Consider the following 17,523-nt stretch of genomic DNA (forward strand, 5'->3'; position numbering starts at 1 on the left):
CGACTTTGGAATGAGGTCACTGCCCGCGCCCGAACAATGATTGATACCAAGTTACGATGAATGGAATTGATCGTAACTTGGTACTTCGGCGACTGCCGCAGTGTGGCTCTTTCAGCATGAAACTAAAGCGGTTGGCTTGTTGGCGCCGGTGAGAGAAGGGCACGAATCCATTGCGTAACAAAATTTCTTGTGTTAAAATTAAAATTAAAATTAATTAAACAAAGAAGCTCTTTCTTTTGTATAATTACAAAAGAAAGATTCTTCAATCAGGAGATTTTGGGCCATGTTGTTTATTTCCTCCCAGATTGGTGATTCTCACGTTCCAACAAACCGAAATGCCATCGTCAGCATGGTTATCGGCGATAATTTTATAAAGCAATGGGTTGGGTTATGCCAAGGTGAGTGGGTCAATTACGCCAAAAGACATGGCTTCGACATCATCATGATCAACCGCCCATTGGATGAGTCGGGCTATGCGGCAAGCCGTTCACCGGCATGGCAAAAGCTATTGATCCTGGACCAACCTTGGGCGGCAAAATATGAGCGGATCATCTGGTTAGATAGCGACATCTTGATCAATCCGACAGCACCGAACATTCTTGGCTCTGTACCGGACCACACGCATGTGGGTGTTCCTGTTGGAAGTAGAGATCATGAGTCGCCAATCCTGCACGCAGTGAATGAAAGATTATACAATGTTAAAATATTACCTGAAGAATGGCCGGGCACACACCGGGCAATAAATGGAAGTATATTTAGAGATACAATCAACGTAGATCTTGATGACAGTTTCTGCATGTTTTGTACCGGAGTGCTTGTCGTGAGCCCCAAATATCATAGGGAAATATTCCTAAGATCATATAACAATTACAATTCAGAAAGCAGGCTTTACGAGCAGCCTGCGCTTTCCTATGAAATATGCAAATCTGGAAAAGTAACTGAATTTTCAACACGATTCAATTGGATGCCAATGTTGATGATGTTGCTTTATTTTCCAGAATTTTGGTCCACTCCATTTACAAAAGAAAAATATCTCGAGATGCTGCCGATGCTGCGTAAAGAGTTCGCAATTTCGTACTTTTTGCACTTTGCTGGGTGCGGAGGTTTGATGAAATTCATCTCTCCAGAAGATCTTTACCCACCCATAAGGTGAAAATACTTTATGAATATAAATTCATAAAATTTACATTAGTCATTATTCATCAAAAATTGAGCTCGTACGGTTGATTTTTCTACAGTTCACCCTTCGAAATTTCCAAAAACAATCCGCCGATTATTTTCCTGCTCCCGACTAAGAGCAGTCATGGCAAATACCCCAGGGAGAAACACCTCATGATTCCCCCCGCCCCCACCGCCGGCTGGCCCGCCCCCGATCCGGTTGCTTTTCAGGCCGCCATGCGGCCTGCAGCTTTGGCGCTGGTCGATCTAGTCAGCGGACGGCGTTTCACCTATGCCGATCTTGATGGCGCCATCAACCGCTGCGCCCAGTGGCTGTTGGCGACGTTGGGGGATGCCAACGGGCAGCGCGTCGCCGTGCTGGGCCGCAATGATGTGGCCATGCCTATCCTGCATCTGGCCGCCGCGCGGGTGGGGGCCATTTTCGTGCCCCTGAACTGGCGGCTGACCGTACCGGAACTGGCCTATCAGATTGGCGACTGCACCCCGTCGCTGGTGCTGGCTGATGCCGAATTCCGCACAGCGGCCGATCAGGCCGCCGCCGGCCAGCCGCAGACGCGTGTGTTAAGTCTGGCCGAGGTCGCGACCGAATGGGAAAGCCAGCCGGCCGTCCGACCGAGCTGCTTTCCGCAGGCCGATCAGCCCTCCACCCTTCTATACACCTCCGGCACCTCCGGCCGGCCCAAGGGCGCGCTGCTAACGGAGGCGAATGCCTTCTTCACCGCCGTCAATTTCGGCATGATGAACAAGATCACCGCCGATTCCGTGGTGCTGTGCGACATGCCTTTGTTCCACGTCGTTGGCCTGCTGACCATGACGCGCACCCCTTTGACCCAGGGTGGCACGCTACTGATGTCGCGCGGGTTCGAACCGGCGGTGACGCTGGCGCGGCTGGCCGATCCGGGCTTGGGGGTCACCCATTACATGTGCGTACCGCAGATGGCGCAGACCCTGCGCCAGCACCCGGATTACCGGGCCGATGTGCTGGCGCGGCTGACCGCCTTCTGCACCGGTGGCGCGCCGATGCCAACCTCCCTGATTCAGCGCTTTGTCGATGAGGGCATTACGGTCGCCGACGGGTATGGGATGAGCGAGGCGGGAACCGTGCTGGGAATGCCAGTGGGGGACCGCGCCCGCATCGCCGCCAAGGCCGGTTCCGCCGGCCTGCCGGCCCCGGTCCTGCGGGTGCGGCTGGTGGATGATGCGGGGCAGGATGTGCCCGAAGGGGCCGTTGGGGAGCTGTGGATCAACGGCCCCAACCTGTCGCCCGGTTACTGGAACCGCCCGGAACTGCCGACGCTGGCCGATCAGGGCGGCTGGCTGCGCACCGGTGATGCGGCGCGGCGGGATGCCGATGGCTTCTATTATCTCGTCGACCGCAAGAAGGACATGTACATTTCCGGCGGCGAAAATGTCTATCCGGCAGAAGTTGAAGGCGCCATCCTGGAACTGGACGCCGTGGCAGAAGTCGCCGTGGTCGGCATTCCGGATGAAAAATGGGGGGAGGTTGGCTGGGCCTTTATCGTCCCCCGCAGCGGTCACAGCCTGACGGCTGACATGGTAACCGGCCATCTGGATGGCCGTCTGGCCCGTTATAAACGACCGCATAAGGTGGTACTGTGCGAAACCCTGCCCCGTACCGGGTCCGGCAAGGTGCAAAAACATCTGCTGCGACAGCAGGTTTTACCGCCTGCGTGAAGTGACCGCTCGAAATCCGCGCGCCATACCTATAACTTGGGCGGCAGGACAGTGAAGAGTGCGGGAAAGAGAAGCATGGTTATGGATGATCAGGGGCGTTCGAACGGGGTCGATATGTCGGCGCTGCACTCTTCCGTCGGGTATCGGTTGCGCCGGGCCCAGATTGCCGCGTTCAACCTGTTCATCCAGTTCATGGCGGAGGTGGATATCCGCCCCACCCAGTTCGCCATTCTGACCGTGGTGCGTGACAATCCCGGCCTCAGCCAGTCGCAGATCAGCGACGCTTTGGGGCTGAAACGGGCCAATCTGGTGCCGCTGCTGGATGCGCTGGAAGGTCGCGGCCTGCTGGTCCGCTCCCCCTCCCCGGCCGACCGCCGTTCCTATTGCCTGCATCTGACGCCCGATGGGCAGGAGCGGATGAAGGAATTCCAGGCCTGCCATGATGCCTATGAGGCGGAACTCTCCTCCCAGCTCGGCCCCGCCGGACGGGGTGCTTTGCTGTCGCTGCTGGATGGTATTCAGCTGGTGGCCAACAGCAATGGCGATGGGGAAGAGTAAAAGCCCTTATCCCCTGTAAGGGTCCGTCCGGGGCAGCTGTGCGGCCCGCTGCAATGCGCGGCCGGCGATGAAATCCCGCAAGGCGCGGGGGATGCGGTCGCGGCTGGACCAGCGCAGCGCTGTGCGGCGGCTGCTTAGCCATTCCAGCGCCACCTCCCGCCCATTCTCATAGCGGTGCTGGTCCATCTCCGTCATTGCATCCAGCCGGCGATAATCCAGCGGCAGACCGCGCATCGCTTCAGTAAAACCCTCATGAAAGGCGCGGTGGGCCGCCACCACGCGGGCCACCCGCCAGCTGCGCGCGCCATGAATATTGTCGTTGGGTGCCATCGGTCGATCCGCTGGAGGGATATTGCATAGACAAGATACGTTACGTTATAACATAAGCAAGATTTTTTCCTTTGGTCTGGATGCCCCTATGGACACGCGCCTGCCCGTCACCGTGCTTTCCGGCTTTCTCGGCGCCGGTAAAACCAGTCTGCTGAACCATGTTCTCAATAACCGGGAGGGTTTGCGCGTCGCCGTCATCGTCAATGATATGGGCGAGGTGAATATCGACGCCGATCTGGTGCGCGATGGTGGCAACCTCTCCCACACCCAGGAAAAGCTGGTGGAGATGAGCAATGGCTGCATCTGCTGCACCCTGCGCGACGATCTGTTGCTGGAGGTGCGGCGGCTGGCGGCGGAACGGCGGTTCGATTATCTGCTGATTGAAAGCACCGGCATTTCTGAACCGCTGCCCGTGGCCGCCACCTTCGATTTCCGTGATGAGGCTGGCGATAGCTTGGCCGACGTGGCGCGGCTGGATACGATGGTCACGGTGGTCGATGCGGTGAACCTGCTGCGCGATTACGCCTCCACCGACTTCCTGCGCGATCGGGGCCAATCGCTGGGGGAGGATGATGGCCGCGCCCTGGTCAACCTGCTGGTTGATCAGATTGAGTTTGCCGACGTGATCGTGCTGAACAAGATCGACACGGCCACCACCGACCAATTGGACCTTGCCCGCAAGATCATCCGTGCCCTGAACCCGGATGCGGCCTTGCTGGAAACCTCCCGCGGGCGGGTGCCCCTGCCCCATATCCTCAATACCGGTCGTTTCGATTACGAAAAGGCCCAGGAACATCCGCTCTGGTTCAAGGAACTGTACGGCTTCAAGGAGCATCAGCCGGAAACGCTGGAATATGGCATTTCCAGCTTCGTCTATCGCGCCCGCCGCCCCTTCCACCCGGAAAAATTCTTTCGCTTTATCCAGCGGGAATGGCCAAACGTGCTGCGCTCCAAGGGTCATTTCTGGTTGGCAACAAGGCCGGACTGGGTGGGGGAACTGGGCCAGGCCGGCGCCCTGGTCCAGCATGAGGCGATGGGGTTCTGGTGGGCCGCCGTGCCGAAGGAACGCTGGCCGGACGATCCGGACTATCGCCGTTCCATCACCCGCAACTGGCACCCGGTCTATGGTGACCGGCGGCAGGAGATTGTCTTCATCGGCACCGGCATGGATGAAGCGGATATCCGCCGCCAGTTGGATGCCTGCCTGATCGGGGATGAAGGGGCAACGGAACTGGATCTGGCCAACTGGCGCAAGCTGCCAGACCCGTTCCCGCGCTGGAAGCGGACGGGGGAGGCATGATGGCATTGTCGCTTCCCCTGCCCCTGTCCGCCAGCGCGGCAAGCCACGGCGGCGGCGTGGTGCGCGGTACCGATCCCTCCGTGCTGGCCAGCGTGGGCCATGCCGATACGGCGCTGGCCCTGTGGGAACGGCAGATGCCGGACCTGATGCGCTGCCTTGCCGCCCTGCCGGCCAGCCGCCTGCCCAGCGGGCGGGTGCTGGTGCGGCTGGACGATGCGCCCGCCGCCCTGGCCCAACTGCTGGGCGAAAGCCCGTTGGGTGATGCGCCGCTGGCCCAGGCCCTGCTGGCCGACATGCTGGACCTGACGCAGCAATTTGCCGCCATCGCCCAAACCGACCGGGTGGATATCCGGCTGGACAAACTGGCGCATAACGCCTGCTGGAAATTCCACCGCGACCATGTGCGGCTGCGCCTGTTGGCGACATATCGGGGCCCGCAGACCCAGATCGTACCGCCGTGCCACAGCGCCTGGGCGATGACGGCGCAGCGCGCCTATCGGGGGCCGCTGGAGGAGCTGGCACCGGGCACGGTGGCCCTGTTCAAGGGGGCTTGTGCGGCGGATGATTGCGGCATCGTCCACCGCTCTCCCCCCATCGCCGGCATGGGGATCACCCGGCTGCTGCTTTGCCTGAACCTGCCGTCAGCGGCATCACCGGTGCCGTGGGAACATGGCGGCTGATAATATTGCTGGTCATCTGGTGAACGCCCTGTGTTGTCTGCGGGCAGACAACCAGGATGACGACCTCTCATCGGAAACATTCATTCAGATGGGTATCGCCGCGTTTCAATGCCCGCAAAATTAAAATGTCAGTGCGGCTTGCGTGAATGATGCCAGTCTACACGGCTGGGTGAGTCAGCCGTGTAGACTGGCGATTTACTCAGCGGTAAACCAGCACCGGCGTTGTCGAATGGGTCAGCACCTTCACCGTTTGGCTGCCCAGCACCACGGCCGCCAAGCCGCGCCGCCCGTGGGAGGCCATGGCGATCAGGTCGCATCCTGCCTTTGCCGCCGTTTCAATGATGGCTTCATAGGGATGATCGGCCTGCACCAGCGAGGTTTCGGCAACGACACCAGCCTTGCTGGCCGCTTCAGCCGCTGCCGAGAGCAGCTTTTCCGCATGGCCCACGGCGTGGCCCTCATATTCGGCGCGCGTCTGGGCCAGCTGTTCGGTCTCCACCGAGAAAACGTGGAACGGTTCGATCACGGTCAGGACATGGACCTGGGCACCGATTTCCTTGGCAAAGGCCACACCCTTATGCAAGGCGGTCAAGGAAAGCTCCGACCCGTCCACTGGAATGAGAATGCGCTTGTACATCGGCTTCCTCCAACCCTGATTATTGATTACGGCTTCAGGATACGACCTATCGGTCAGAGATGCCTTGATCCAGGTCAGTTGATGCAGGTTTCCATTTCGGCGTCCCGCTTGATCAAGGTCAAGGCCCTTCCCCTCCCGACGTGGGAAGCTCCAGACCTCACAACCGGAGAGGAAGCGTGCCATGCCAGCCAAAATGAAGGCAGCCATCTTTGTTGAACCCGGCCGCATCGTGCTGGAGGACAAGCCGATCCCCGATGTGGGGCCGTTGGATGCCTTGATCCGCATCACCACCACCACCATCTGCGGCACCGACGTCCATATTCTGAAGGGCGAATATCCGGTCGCGCGCGGTTTGACGATCGGGCATGAACCGGTGGGCATTATTGAGAAGCTGGGTTCCGCCGTTACCGGATATCAGGAAGGGCAGCGCGTCGTGGCCGGCGCCATCACGCCCAGCGGCCATTCCCATGCCTGCCTGTGCGGGTGCTCCTCCCAGGATGGCGCCGGTACACGCCATGGCTTCAAGCCGATGGGCGGCTGGCGCTTTGGCAATACGATTGATGGCACCCAGGCGGAATATGTGCTGGTGCCCGATGCCATGGTCAATCTCAGCCCTGTTCCCGATCATCTCAGCGATGAACAGGTGCTGATGTGCCCGGACATCATGTCGACCGGCTTTTCCGGCGCTGAAAGTGCCGGTATCCGCATCGGCGATACGGTGGCCGTTTTCGCCCTCGGCCCCATCGGGCTATGTGCCGTTGCCGGCGCCAAACTGATGGGTGCCACCCGGATCATCGGGGTGGATACGGTGCCGGAACGACTGGCCATTGCCCGCAAGCTGGGTGCCGATGATGTGGTGGATTTCCGGACGGGCGACCCGGTGGAACAGATCATGGCCCTGACAGACAGGCGCGGGGTGGATGCCGCCATCGAGGCGCTGGGCACCCAGGGTACCTTTGAGGCGGGCTTGCGGGTCATCCGCCCCGGCGGCACCTTGTCCAGCCTGGGCGTCTATTCCACCGACCTGCGCATTCCGCTCAGCGCCTTTTCCGCCGGTCTGGGCGACAATCGCATTGTCACCAGCCTCTGCCCCGGCGGCAAGGAGCGGATGCGCCGCTTGATGGGGGTGATCGCCTCGGGCCGGGCCGATCTTTCGGCCCTGGTAACCCATCGCTTCAAGCTGGATGATATCGAGAAGGCCTATGATCTGTTCTCACACCAGCGCGACGGGGTGCTGAAGGTCGCCATTACGCCCTGATATTTCAAACTGGCCAGCCAGCAAGGATGAGTTTTCCTCAGCCTTGTTGGCCGGTCTTCGCCTTTGTCGGCTTGCCCTCACCGCCCTATGCTGAACCCTTCCGGAAAAGGGAGGGGTGGCGGTGCAGACAGAAGCGAAACGGGACAGGGTACTGTTTCTGGTTATCCTGGCGGGGGCCTTGGTTATCAGCGCCGCCCTGGGCGCGCGCCAGACCTTTGGCCTGTTCTTGGCCCCGATCTCCCAGGAACATGCGGTCCCCCTCACCCTGGTCGCCCTTGCGGTGGCATTGCATAATCTGACATGGGGCTTTGCGCAGCCCTTTGCCGGCGCCTTGGCTGACCGGTTCGGTGCCGCACCGGTGATTGCGGTGGGCGCGCTGGCCTTGGGACTGGGGTTGGCCATGACCGCCCTGTTCTCCGGCGCCCTGCCCCTGATCCTGGGCATGGGGCTGCTGGTCGGGCTGGGGATCAGTTGTACCAGCTTTGGTGTGGTGATGACGGCGGTGGGCAAGCGTGCCCTGCCGGAACAGCGCAGCATGGCCATGGGGATCGTCAGCGCTGGCGGTTCGGTGGGGCAGGTCTTGATGGTGCCGCTGGCGCAGATGGTCCAGGCCGGCTGGGGGATGCAGGCCGGGTTGCTGGCCCTGGTTGCTGTGGTGCTGGCGGTGGCACCGCTGGGCCTGTTGCTGGATGGTCGCCACCGGGCGGTAAAACCGGCCGAGGAGAGCACACAGACGACGCAACCGCCGGCGCTGCCGATGCGCCAGGCCCTGCTGTCAGCCTGGAACCATCCAGGATACCGGCTGTTGACGCTGGGTTTCTTCACCTGTGGCTTTCAACTGGCCTTCATCGGCACCCACCTGCCCGGCTATCTGCAGCTCTGCCATATGCCGGCCGGCCTCAGCGCCACGGCCCTGGCGCTGATCGGCCTGTTCAATATGGCGGGAAGCTGGATCTGTGGCTGGCTGGGCGGGCATTTCCGCCAGCATCATGTGCTGGGCTGGCTGTACCTGCTGCGGGGGGCTGCCATCGCCCTGTTCGTGCTGGCACCCAAGACAGAATGGTCGGTGATGCTGTTTGCTGCCGTCATGGGCATGGCTTGGCTGGGTACGGTGCCGCTGACCAGCGGGTTGATCGCCCGCTTCTTCGGTGTCCGCCATCTGGGCACCCTGTTCGGCATCTGTTTCATGAGCCATCAGGTCGGCTCCTTCATCGGGGCCTGGGCCGGGGGTGTCGTCTTCGACCTGACCGGTTCCTATGACCTGATCTGGGCGGCAACGGCCTTGTCCGGCGCCATGGCTGCGGCCCTGCATTTCCCCATCAAGGACCGACCGGGCCCCATCGCCACGCAGCCGGCCTGAAAAGCAAAGCGCCGCCGGGGCGAGCCGGCGGCGCTGCGTTTACGAACCGAAAAGAAGGATCAGTGCTTCGGTTCCTCGCTGATTTCCACCGGTGCCATGCGGGGGGTGAGCAGATGCACCACCAGCAACGCCAGCAGATAGGCCGTAGAGGCGACGATGAAAATCGGCGTGTAAGTACCAACCTTGTCCAGCACCCAGCCGGCATATTTGGCCATGGCCATGCCGCCGATGGCCCCCAGCATCCCGCCGATGCCAACCACCGATCCCACCGCCGCGCGGGGGAACACATCGCTGGGCAGCGTGTAGAGATTGGCGGAAAAGCCCTGATGCGCCGCCGTGGCCAGCCCGATGATCAAAACTGCCACCCACAGCGTATCGGCATTGGCGGCAAAGGCCACCGGCAGGGCGAACAGGGCGCAGATCAACATGGCCAGCTTACGGGCGCGGTTAAGGCTGTAGCCGCGATGCATCAGGCGCGAGGACAGCCAGCCGCCCGCCACGCTGCCCACGTCAGACAGCAGATAGATGGCGACCAGCGGAATGCCGAAAGTCTTCAGGTCCAGCCCATGCCGCTTGGCCAGGAAGTCCGGCAGCCAGAACAGAAACATCCACCAGATCGGGTCAATCAGGAACTTGCCCAGCGCATAGGCCCAGGTTTCCCGGACGCGCAACAGCCGGAACCAGCCAATCCGGTGCCCCGGATCGGGCGGATCGCTGCTGATATAGGCCAACTCTGACTGTGTGACCTTGGGATGTTTGGACGGGTGGCGATAGAGGATCAGCCAAAGGGGCAACCAGATCAGGCTGAACAAGCCGGTGACAATGAAGGCCATCTCCCAGCCCCAGGCCAGGGTGACAGCCGGCACGATCAGCGGAGTGGCGATGGCACCGATATTGGTGCCGGCATTGAAAATGCCGGTGGCGAAGGCCCGCTCCTTTTTGGGGAACCATTCGGCCACCGCCTTGATGCCACCCGGAAAACCACCCCCTTCACCCACACCCAACACGACGCGGGCCAGGATAAAGCCCATCAAATCGCGGGCCGCCGCATGGGCGAAATGGCCAATGGTCCAGATGACGAAAGCCAAGGCGAAGCCCAACCGCGCGCCCAGGCGATCCACAATATTGCCAAAGACGATATAGGCAATGGCATAGCTGGCCTGAAACCAGAAGATGATGTTAGCATAGTCGGTTTCCGACCAGCCCATTTCTTTGGACAGGGTGGGTTTCAACACCCCGATCATTTGACGATCAACATAGTTGATGGTCATCGCCGCGAACAGCAGCGCTACAACAACCCAACGATAGCGGCCGATTGGCACCGCCGGTTGCGGGACATCATTCACGCCCGACATGGGTTTCCTCCCTGAATGACATGGTCACGGGCGAAAGCATGTCCGCCCCAGGCTGACACAAAAGGGGGGTTGATCTCCCCCTTTATTCTCTTCCAACGCCGCTCCATCTTTGAGCGGCGATAATTTTTCTTATTCCAGTGGCTGGGCGGGGACAAAGCGAACCTTCAGTTCCCCCACCCCTTCCATTGTCACCATTGCCTCGTCACCCGGTTCCACCCGATGGACACCGGTGATGGCGCCGGTGGAAACCCAGGCGCCCTGCTGCAAAATGATCCCGCGCTGTCCCAGATTGCGCAGCAGGAAGCGCAGGGCGCGGCCCGGCCCGCCGGGAATGGCGGTCAGCGGCTTCTCGCCGATCCGTTCGCCATTCACCAGTGTTTCCACCTGCAAACCCGGCGGTTCCGGGCCCAGCAGTGTTTCCAGGTCGCCCGCCAGCCGCTGCCCGATAACCACCCCGGCATTATTGCCAAAATCGCTCACCACCACCGCCGGCCCCAGATCATTGATGGCCGACAGCGGGCTGCCCGCCGGTTCAATGCCCAGATGGGCAGCGGTAACCAGGGGGGCCAAAGGGGCATCTTCCGCAATACTGCCAGGGGCAATGTCACAGGCGATGTGCAACAGAAGTTCCGCCTCCACCGCCGTGAAGCCGCCCTCGATGGCGCGGATATCGACAATCTCGCCCGGCTCTGCCGTGCGGATGGTACGGGCGAAGATCGGGCCCGCCAACCGCTCCTGCGGATAAAGGTCCCGGACGCCGGGAGCGATAAAGCCGACCTTCCAACCCGCAACCGCATCCGGCCACTCCTGGATGGCCGCATTCTGAATCAGATAGGCCGCTTCCAGCGTTGCCGGAATCGGCCCCGGATAATCCGGCAACGAACGCCCTGCCCGGCGCGCTTCACGAAAGGCGCGCCGGATGCCGGCTGTCAGATCATCGCCATCGTCAGGCATTCACGCCCTCCCCGCTTATTGTCTTCAGCCCGGGCTGAAGAGATTGTCATTCGTTCCAAAAAGGACTATAGGAAACCGGTGTCATTTACAAGACACCAAATTGAATTTATCGCCGAACCTGGCGAGAGGGAGGATCGTTCAGATGAACATTGTAAAGACCCGCCGACCGGCTGCCCGCTCCTTACCAGCGCGGCTGATGCTGGCGACGGCGCTGGCCCTGGTGGCGCTGCCTTTCTCCACCGCCATGGCGGCGCAGCCCGCCACCCAGGTTGCGGCCACCGCCACCGGCAAGCTGGCCTTCCCCGGCGCGCTGGGCTGGGCTGCCGATACGGCTGGCGGCCGGGGCGGTGAAATCATCAAGGTGACGACATTGGCCGCCGATGGCCCTGGCTCCCTGCTGGAAGCGTTGAATCACAAGGGCCCGCGCACCATTGTTTTCGAGGTGGGGGGCGTCATTGATCTGGGCAATAAGACCGTCAAGCTGACGGAGCCCTTTGTCACCATTGCCGGCCAGACCGCCCCCTCCCCTGGCATCACCTTGATCAAGGGCGGCATGGATATCGCCGCCCATGACGTGATCATCCAGCATATCCGCATCCGCGTGGGTGAGGCGGGCCAGCCCAAGCGCAGCGGTAATGATCATGACAGTATCAGCACCATTGGCGGTGCCTATAATGTCATTGTCGATCATTGCAGCCTGACCTGGGCCACGGATGAAAATCTTTCCGCCTCCGGCCCGCGCTTCAAGGGAAATACGCCGGAAGAATGGCGGCGCAACACCTCCCACCGTATTACCTTTTCCAACAATATCATTGCCAATGGCTTGCGTTACTCAACCCACGCCAAGATTGAACATTCCAAAGGGTCGCTGATCCATGACAATGTCACGGATATTCTGATCTATGGCAATCTCTACGCCCATAATGTCGAACGCAACCCCTTCTTCAAGGGCGGTGTTCACGGCGCCATTGTCAATAATCTGATCTATAATTCCGGACAGCGGGCTATTCATTACAATCTGATGGCCGAGGAATGGGGCAATATGCCTTATCAGGTCGGTAAGATGACCGCCGTGGGCAACGTGTTCCGCGCAGGTCCGGATACGCCGGCGCATATGGCTTTCCTGATGATCGGCGGTTACGGCGATCTGGAATATTACGGCAAGGATAATATTGCCGTCGATCAGACAGGCAACCCGATTCAGCAAATCGGCCGCTATACAACAGCCCCGGCCAAGGTGATTGAGCTGAAGCGGGCCGAGATTTGGCCGGAGGGGCTGACCGCCATGCCGGCCACGGCGGTGCAGCAGCATGTACTGTCGCAGGTCGGGGCCCGCCCTTGGGACCGCGACAAGGAAGATGTGCAGTTGATTTCCGATGTGGCCGAGGGGCGCGGCAACATTATCGATAGCGAAAATGACCTGCATGGCTATCCGCAACAGGTGCCCAGCGCCAAAAGCTTCAATCCCGATGATTGGAATCTGGATGATATGACGCCGAAGCGGCCGGACGTACTGGACAGCGCCACCAAGGCGAAGGGAACGTGATTGTGACTGGGGAGGCGCCGAATGGTGCCTCCCCTTTCCGTCTCAACGAACAATATCTGCCAGATATGTCTCCAGCGCCGTATAGCCGTCCGGGCCCGGCCGTCGGCTGTCAGCCGCGTCATGGGGATCAAGGCCGCGCTCCTGTTCAACAGCGTCGGGAATGCCGTCGCCATCACTATCCAGGGGACCGCGTATTTCCGGCAGCGACGGCCAGCCGCCGACATCCTGCTGGCTGTTGATCACCTCCCCCTTGCCGTCCCGCACCTGTGCCAGCACCCGCTGATCCACCGGGTCACGCCGCAGGGACGCGCCTGCATAGGCCAATACTTTGCCCTGGGCGGTCAATGCATCCTGTGTGGTAACCGGTGACACCTCCACCGGTTGGCTGAGACGATAGCCATCGCGCTCACTCCCCATCACCAGGGACCAGGGGTCAGCCGGCACCACCCCCGCCATGGCATTGCCCTGAAAGAAGGCCCGGGCCAGCGGGGCCGATTCCCGGAAGGCCATCTGCCCCTGGCTGCCGGGACCGGGAAGATAGGCGTTATTGATGAAATTATACGTCGTTATCGCGTTCTTATCGACATTGTATCCGCCGGCGTCTCCGTGCCAGTCATAAAAGACATTGTTGCGGAAATCCATGATGGCGCCCTCAGGGTCGGCATCTGCCTCAATGAAGTTGCCGGGGCGGGGCATCCGTGACTTGTGATGGGCCCACAAATTATGGTGAAAGCTGTAGCGCGCACCATAGGAGCCACGAACTAGGCTGCCATAGCCATGCTCCCCCTTGCTATGAACGGATTTGTTCAAGCTTTCGCTGATCAGGCACCATTGTACTGTGACATGGTCCAACCCCTTCATGCCCGGCTTCCATTTCTGGGAGACCGACAGGGTTTCATCCACCGACCAGCTGGCGGAAACATGGTCCAGAATAATGTGCTGGCCGTCGGTGACGGACACAGCATCATCCTCTGTCCGGCTGAGATCGCCCAGGCGGACGCGTAAATAACGCACCACCACATGGTTGGCCTCAATGTTCAGCGGCTGGTCCGCAAGGGTAATGCCAACGCCCGGCGCGCTCTGTCCAGCGATGGTGATGAAATCATTATGTATTTTCAGCGGCTTTTTCAGATGGATGGTCCCGGAAATGGCAAAGACCACCATACGGGGCCCGGTTGCCTCCACCGCTGCCCGCAGGCTGCCGGGGCCAGCATCCTCCAAGTTGCTTACGATATGTACGGCCCCTGCCCGGCCGCCTACAGCATAGGCACCCGCCCCTTCCGCACCGGGAAAGGCCGGAATGGGACCGGGCGGAACCTGCGGGAAAGGCGCGGCTGCCGGGGCCACACCGCCGGCCATTCCCCAGAAAAGCGCGCTGAGCAAAATCCGCCGCATGGGCTCTCTCCAGGCCGATTGATGGCATAGAAAAACGGCCATCACTGACAGGCAGTGATGGCCGAAGGCAAAGGAAACGGGAAGGCGGAAATCAGTACTTGTAGCTGGCACCCAGGAAGAACTGCCGACCGCTATGGACATAGGTGTCCATGGCCTGCAGGTCACGACCAACCCACTTATCATCATACTGGTCGGTCAGGTTGATCGCCTCGAAGGAGACGGTGAGGTGCTCATTGATATTGTATGAAGCATTCAGATCGAGGTTGAACGTGGAATTCTTGCCACGGACATCGATATTGTTACCCGGCGCCACATTGGTCAAATAAGCATCGCGGAATGAACCGGACACACGGACGCTGAACTTCTCCGTCTCGTAATAAAGCGTCGCGTTCAGGGAGTTCGGGGACAGGTTTACCAGCGGTTCCGTCCGTTGGACATTGGTGGCCCCGCTGGGCAGATTATAGACAATGTTTGACTTCACATGGGTGTAGTTGAGGATACCACCCAGATTGTCAAACGGTGCCGGTAGGAAGGTGAAGGGCTTCTGCACGCTGATTTCAAAGCCTTTCAGCGGCCCACCTTCGGTATTTTGTGCCCGTGTCACGGTATAAAGATTATCCAACTCTGCGGCTGGCAGCGATTCCAGGGGCAATTCCACCGTGCGGAGTACCTGGGTACTGGCCACGTTCTGGATATAAGTCTTGATATCCTTGTAGAAGTAACCGACGGAAACCAGGGTCTCGCGGTCCGGATACCATTCCAGGCCGATATCCACCGTATTGGCGCGGTAGGGTTCCAGATCCGGATTGCCGATGGTCAGGGTCTTAGACTGGGAATTGATGGAGCCGCCCGGCGTCAGATCCGGCAGGCGCGGCCGCGCCATCACCTTGCCGGCGGCGAAGCGGACAAAGACGTCTTCCGTGGCTTCCACGGACACGTTCATCGACGGCAAGGTGTCCCAGTAGCTGCGATCCGTGGTCGTCGGACGGGTGCCGACATAACCAAAGGCGTTCTGTTCGGTTTTTACCCGGCGCAGACCGATATTGCCGCGAACAGCCTTGCCCATCACCTCAAAGTTGAAATCGGCCTGACCATAGAAGGCCAAATCCTTTTCCGTCACGTCGCGGTTCTGGCCAAGCTGATTATCCTTGGACAGCGTGAAATTACCGAACTGGTTGGTGCAGTTGCAGTAAATGCCCAGAATTTCGCCGATTTTATCCAGATCAGGCACAATCCAGCTACTGGGTGTACCTGCCGGCATGTCCATATGGCGGCCAAAGCCGGAGAACAGCTTGGAAATCTGCGCCACACTGGTGCCAGCCGGCAGAGCGACGGCATTTTCATTGATGCGCCGCCATTCCTCCGTCTTGAAATCATACTTCTTCCAGGCAAAGCCGGTCTTCAGGGTCACATTATCAGTCGCATCCCACAGCAGGTCAGCGCGATAATTGACAAACTCGTTCTTCGTCTTGTTAGGACGCATCCGGATCAGGGACGCATCACCCTGGGCGGAAGAGCTGCTCCAGGCCCAATTGGCCGGGTTGGTGACGTCAAAGCCATAATCAAAACCCGGCAGCTTCTTATCGCCGGTGAAATCATAGCTGTATCCGTTGGAGTTATAGCGCTCCAGCGAGACGGTGGTCTGTTCGGGGTTATCCTGCGTGTTGCTGGACCAACCGGCCAACAGCTTCAAAGTAACGCTCTCGCCAATTCCCTGATCCAGCCCTACCGAATATTGCAGGAAGTCGGCATTCAGCTCATCCCGGCGATATTCGGTGCGCATATCGACACCGTTGAAGCGCCCCTGGACCAGGGCATTCTTATCATCAATGACGCCGCTCACCACGTCGGTGCCGCCCATGCCGGCCGCACCGGTACGGCTGAAGGAAATGGCCTCCAGATATTGTTCCGTGCGATTCTGCTTCAGCTTGGCGTAAAGAACATTCAAATCGATGCGGGTGTTATCGAAGGGCTGCAGCTGGATCGCCCCGGTCAGGCCCAGGCGGTCCTGGTCATAATCCAGTCGGCCATAGCGCGGAATACGCGGATGCCAAGCCTGTTGTGCCGCCAGATTGGCCGGCACACTGCGGAATTTCGTGTTGGGATTGGGCGCCGTGGTCGGGCTGGGAACCGGCACCTCCCAGCGGGTGGTCGACGCCCCCTCTTCAAACACATTGCGTGTGGAATAGGCAGCCGACGCCAGCACCCCAATCTTGTCGTCCAAGAACTTATCAGCAACCAAAAGGGTTGCGCGCGGATTATATTTCTTTGACAGGTCGTTATAGGTCCCCTTGGCCGAAGCGGCGAAGGTGAAATCCTTATAGTCAAAGGGCTGCCCCGTCTGCAAATCGACCGTGGCACCCAGCGATCCTTCTTCAATCTCCGCCGATTGCGACTTGTTCACTTTGATATTGTTGAACAATTCAGAAGCGAAGATGTTGAAATCGAAGCCGCGGCCGCGGTTGGCACCGCCAGAACCATCGGTGCCGCCGGTGGTCGCCAGCGCTTCCAACCCATTCAGGCGCACGCGCGTGAAATCAGAGGAAAGGCCACGCACCGTAATGGTACGGCCTTCGCCGCCGTCACGATCAATGGCGATGCCAGGAATACGCTGCAGCGATTCCGCCAGATTGAGATCGGGGAACTTGGCAATATCCTCCGCATTCACCGCATCGACGAAATTGCTGGAGTTCTTCTTGGTTTCAATGGCGCTGGCAAGGCTACCCCGGAAACCGGTAACAACGATTTCATCCAACGTCGTGTCGCCACCGGCATCCTGTGCCGAAGCGGGGGCGGCCAGGGCGGCGGCACAGGATGCCGCCATTAGCCACATCGGCACCTGCCGGCCACACGTCCAGACAGCCTGTCGTCCCACCTGGTTCTTTTTCATTTCCATTCCTCCCAATTCGGCCGCTTTGACGCCGGCCCGATTTATTTGCCGCGAGCAAAAGAGCATGAGAGATGCAAAGATCGCGTTTTATGAGGTAAAAGGCGCGCTCCCCAGCACCGCCGGTCATCCAACCCAACCGGATGACCTTGTTCTTATGTTCCGGCTTGTCTTAAGTAACCGGTGTCATAAACGGATCATGATCCGGATACACAGTGATGTCAATGCGTAGAAGTCAGTCAAACCGCACCGGAACTTGATCCGGTGCAAGTGTCGTTTTTGTGCAACCGTTACCGCGCCAGCCAGCCGCCATCGACAGCCAGGATATGGCCCTGGACATAGTCGGCGGCACGGCTGGCCAGGAACACGGCGGCCCCGCCCAGATCGTC

15 protein-coding genes are annotated in these 17,523 nt (G+C 59.8%); 8 read left to right on the forward strand and 7 right to left on the reverse strand.

What is annotated here, in order from left to right; all coding sequences use genetic code 11:
• Nucleotides 1-283: 283 nt before the first annotated feature.
• From CHB97_RS25810 to CHB97_RS07270, 3 genes are all read left to right on the forward strand, one after another.
• Entirely contained in the window at nucleotides 284-1,153 is an 870-nt protein-coding gene (locus CHB97_RS25810; RefSeq protein WP_143270759.1) for a hypothetical protein, read from the forward strand.
• Nucleotides 1,154-1,332: 179 nt separating this feature from the next.
• Nucleotides 1,333-2,874 (forward strand): AMP-binding protein, encoded by a 1,542-nt coding sequence (locus CHB97_RS07265; RefSeq protein ID WP_089287277.1) that lies wholly within the window; start codon nucleotides 1,333-1,335, stop codon nucleotides 2,872-2,874.
• Nucleotides 2,875-2,949: 75 nt separating this feature from the next.
• Nucleotides 2,950-3,432 carry a MarR family winged helix-turn-helix transcriptional regulator gene (locus CHB97_RS07270; RefSeq protein ID WP_089287278.1) on the forward strand — a complete coding sequence of 161 codons (483 nt, stop codon included), beginning with the start codon at nucleotides 2,950-2,952 and terminating at the stop codon, nucleotides 3,430-3,432.
• A gap of 6 nt (nucleotides 3,433-3,438) precedes the next feature.
• Here the strand turns inward: CHB97_RS07270 and CHB97_RS07275 are convergent, their stop codons facing one another.
• Nucleotides 3,439-3,762 (reverse strand): hypothetical protein, encoded by a 324-nt coding sequence (locus CHB97_RS07275; RefSeq protein ID WP_089287279.1) that lies wholly within the window; start codon nucleotides 3,760-3,762, stop codon nucleotides 3,439-3,441.
• A gap of 88 nt (nucleotides 3,763-3,850) precedes the next feature.
• Between CHB97_RS07275 and zigA the strand changes: the two genes are divergently transcribed.
• On the forward strand, nucleotides 3,851-5,062 hold the full coding sequence (gene zigA / locus CHB97_RS07280; RefSeq protein WP_089287280.1) for a zinc metallochaperone GTPase ZigA: 1,212 nt from the start codon (nucleotides 3,851-3,853) through the stop codon (nucleotides 5,060-5,062).
• A complete protein-coding gene (locus CHB97_RS07285) occupies nucleotides 5,059-5,742 on the forward strand; it encodes a DUF1826 domain-containing protein (protein WP_089287281.1) in 684 nt (227 codons plus the stop codon). Before zigA ends, CHB97_RS07285 begins: the two co-directional genes overlap by 4 nt.
• 199 nt (nucleotides 5,743-5,941) lie before the next feature.
• On the opposite strand, the gene CHB97_RS07290 is transcribed toward CHB97_RS07285, so the two are convergent.
• Complete coding sequence (locus tag CHB97_RS07290) at nucleotides 5,942-6,379, reverse strand: universal stress protein (RefSeq protein ID WP_089287282.1); 438 nt, start codon at nucleotides 6,377-6,379, stop codon at nucleotides 5,942-5,944.
• Nucleotides 6,380-6,560: 181 nt separating this feature from the next.
• On the opposite strand from CHB97_RS07290, the gene CHB97_RS07295 reads away from it, so the two are divergent.
• Nucleotides 6,561-7,637, forward strand: a complete 1,077-nt coding sequence (locus tag CHB97_RS07295) for an NAD(P)-dependent alcohol dehydrogenase (protein ID WP_089287283.1) — start codon at nucleotides 6,561-6,563, stop codon at nucleotides 7,635-7,637.
• 115 nt (nucleotides 7,638-7,752) lie between these two features.
• Nucleotides 7,753-8,997: an MFS transporter gene (locus tag CHB97_RS07300; protein ID WP_089287284.1), complete on the forward strand. Its 1,245-nt coding sequence runs from the start codon at nucleotides 7,753-7,755 to the stop codon at nucleotides 8,995-8,997.
• A gap of 59 nt (nucleotides 8,998-9,056) precedes the next feature.
• On the opposite strand, the gene CHB97_RS07305 is transcribed toward CHB97_RS07300, so the two are convergent.
• On the reverse strand, nucleotides 9,057-10,352 hold the full coding sequence (locus tag CHB97_RS07305; RefSeq protein ID WP_089287285.1) for an MFS transporter: 1,296 nt from the start codon (nucleotides 10,350-10,352) through the stop codon (nucleotides 9,057-9,059).
• A 129-nt stretch (nucleotides 10,353-10,481) separates the two neighbouring features.
• Nucleotides 10,482-11,306, reverse strand: a complete 825-nt coding sequence (locus CHB97_RS07310; RefSeq protein ID WP_089287286.1) for a 2-keto-4-pentenoate hydratase — start codon at nucleotides 11,304-11,306, stop codon at nucleotides 10,482-10,484.
• Nucleotides 11,307-11,448: 142 nt separating this feature from the next.
• Between CHB97_RS07310 and CHB97_RS07315 the strand changes: the two genes are divergently transcribed.
• A complete protein-coding gene (locus CHB97_RS07315; protein WP_089287287.1) occupies nucleotides 11,449-12,852 on the forward strand; it encodes a polysaccharide lyase family 1 protein in 1,404 nt (467 codons plus the stop codon).
• A 42-nt stretch (nucleotides 12,853-12,894) separates the two neighbouring features.
• Here CHB97_RS07315 and CHB97_RS07320 read toward each other — a convergent pair whose 3' ends face one another.
• The 3 genes from CHB97_RS07320 to CHB97_RS25815 all read right to left on the reverse strand — a co-directional run bounded on the left by CHB97_RS07320 (nucleotide 12,895) and on the right by CHB97_RS25815 (nucleotide 17,517).
• Nucleotides 12,895-14,247 (reverse strand): pectate lyase, encoded by a 1,353-nt coding sequence (locus CHB97_RS07320; protein ID WP_089287288.1) that lies wholly within the window; start codon nucleotides 14,245-14,247, stop codon nucleotides 12,895-12,897.
• Nucleotides 14,248-14,338: 91 nt separating this feature from the next.
• Complete coding sequence (locus tag CHB97_RS07325; RefSeq protein ID WP_200819851.1) at nucleotides 14,339-17,137, reverse strand: TonB-dependent receptor; 2,799 nt, start codon at nucleotides 17,135-17,137, stop codon at nucleotides 14,339-14,341.
• 287 nt (nucleotides 17,138-17,424) lie between these two features.
• Nucleotides 17,425-17,517: a hypothetical protein gene (locus CHB97_RS25815; protein ID WP_371332968.1), complete on the reverse strand. Its 93-nt coding sequence runs from the start codon at nucleotides 17,515-17,517 to the stop codon at nucleotides 17,425-17,427.
• Between the last annotated feature and the right edge of the window lie 6 nt (nucleotides 17,518-17,523).

The organism is Azospirillum sp. RU38E, from assembly GCF_900188385.1.
GTDB lineage: Bacteria > Pseudomonadota > Alphaproteobacteria > Azospirillales > Azospirillaceae > Niveispirillum.